We start from the raw sequence: 2,103 nt of genomic DNA, 5'->3' as shown, positions 1-2,103 counted from the left end.
TTGGCGGATGCTTATATCCGTGTCGTTGGAACTCCGCAGGGTGTGGTAAATCAGTTTCGCCCTCCCCGCCAAGATGCAGAATATTTAAATGTCGTCAGACTCCTATTTGTCGCTGAATCAGAAATTTTAGAAACTTTTGGTAAGCATCCACAAATTCCCCAATTGCTAGCTTTTTTTGAAGAAAATCGACAATTTTCTTTAGTCCAAGAATTTGTTCGAGGGCACGCTATGGATAAAGAGCTATCCTCTGGGAAGCAACTCAAACAAGCTGAAGTTGTGGAGATGCTCAAAGAAGTTTTAAACGTACTTGTTTTTGTTCACAGTTATGGCGTCATCCATCGAGATATTAAACCTAGCAACTTGATTAGACGAGAATCAGATGGGCATATTGTTTTAATTGACTTTGGTGCTGTTAAGCAAATTCAGCCTCAGCAGCAAGAAGCTCAGACCATTTCAATTGGCACTCCTAATTATGCACCTTCTGAACAAATGAGTGGATTGCCAAAACTCAACAGCGATATTTATGCGTTGGGAATTATGGGGATACAAGGTTTAACTGGGGTAGAACCAAGAGAATTTCGTAGAGACACAAACACTGGTGAAATAATTATTTCAAAAGAATCTGATGGGAATCAACAGGTTTGGCAACATTGGCGCGAACTAACTGAGGCTACAAATGCGTTAGTTATTATTTTAAATAGAATGGTACATTTTGACTTCACTCAACGATATCAGTCAGCCACAGAGGTGCTTAAAAATCTCGAAAGTCTTTAGTACTTTTTTATCAACGCTAAATTGCTTAGAAAAAAGCCTGGTCACTCGCATGACCAAGCTCTTAACTATTTCAATCAATCATTGGAGGTAAATTAGTCTGAGCGCAAACCATTAGTTAGCAGGTTATTCTAAATTAACCTTGACAACTTTGTTCTTTTCTTGCTCAGTTTTAGGCAGTGTCAGATTCAAGATGCCGTCTTTATAATCTGCCGTAACGTTAGTATTTTGAATTCGAGTCGATAGAGGAATTACGCGTTGAAATTTGCCGTAATGAAACTCACTTCTGGTAACACCTTTTTCATCAGTTTTAGTTTCTGATTTCCTCTCACCGCTAACGTAAACAGCATCTTCCGTGACTTGCACATCCAGGTCTTTCGCTTACGCAAAATTAAGGACAGCGATCATACCAATTCACAATTCGCTTTTTCGCCCATTCGCAATTAAAAAAATTAGATGCAGGAAAGCTTTCAGGGGTTAAATCTGTATCATATTTTTCGTGAATGGTATCACCTATTGTGACAGTCCTGGGTACGGAAGGGGAATATAAAGCTTGTATGAACTTGATTCTTGCTGATGTGAGATTGTTCTCTATTTATATTTATAGAATTTACTTATGTATTTTTAGTAAAAACTAATATCACATAATGAGCCATAACACAAAAAGAAAATGTGTTTTCGTCAATAAACACAGAGAATTTCATAGTATATGGAATTTATAATCAGTAAAAAAAATATTCGCAAACGAATAATAAAGTTAATTTAATGTAAATTTGATCATTTATCAAATTAGATAAAAAGTTATATCTTCAAGATTTGGTGAAGCAGGTTATGTGATCTTACTGAAGAAAGAGATAATTCAAGAGTGAATAAACCTACATCGGGATAAGATCGTGTTTAATTTTCCTCCCTGATAGAAAAATGAATCAATTTCCTGTAGCTGCAACTAAAAGCTTAGAAATAAATGCCTCACGGCAATTCACACCTTGGCTGTTAGAGCAGAATCTCAGTCTAGCTTTCAGCACCTATCAAGCAGGTAAATTATTTTTCGTTGGCTTGCAACCAAACGGCAAACTCTCAGTCTTCGAGCGCACCTTTGAGCGCTGCATGGGTTTGTACGCCTGTGGGAGGAGTTTGTATATGAGTACGCTTTATCAACTGTGGCGCTTCGAGAACATACTACAGCCGGGACAAGTTCACGACAACTACGATGCTGTTTATTTGCCCCAGATGAGTTGTGTAACAGGCGACTTAGATATTCACGATATTGCTCTGAGTAATTCCCCACTCCCAAACGGCAAAATTGCCAGTGGTGGTTTAAATGAATCAGAG

The 2,103-nt window shown here is 37.9% G+C and carries 2 protein-coding genes and 1 pseudogene; 2 read left to right on the top strand and 1 reads right to left on the bottom strand.

Annotated elements, in window-relative coordinates; translation table 11 throughout:
- Nucleotides 1-774 (top strand): protein kinase domain-containing protein (locus RRG12_RS43445; protein WP_420763309.1); only part of this gene is annotated, 774 nt, incomplete at its 5' end.
- Nucleotides 775-897: 123 nt separating this feature from the next.
- On the opposite strand, the pseudogene RRG12_RS43440 reads toward RRG12_RS43445, so the two are convergent.
- Nucleotides 898-1,152: pseudogene (locus RRG12_RS43440) on the bottom strand (Hsp20/alpha crystallin family protein); the annotation flags it as partial.
- A gap of 540 nt (nucleotides 1,153-1,692) precedes the next feature.
- On the opposite strand from RRG12_RS43440, the gene RRG12_RS43435 reads away from it, so the two are divergent.
- A partial coding sequence (locus RRG12_RS43435) for a DUF4915 domain-containing protein (RefSeq protein WP_420763308.1) occupies nucleotides 1,693-2,103 on the top strand: 411 nt, incomplete at its 3' end.

This window comes from Nostoc sp. CALU 546 (assembly GCF_048836525.1).
The sequence above is the reverse complement of the archived record's forward strand: the minus strand, read 5'-3'. Positions and strand labels throughout refer to the sequence as shown.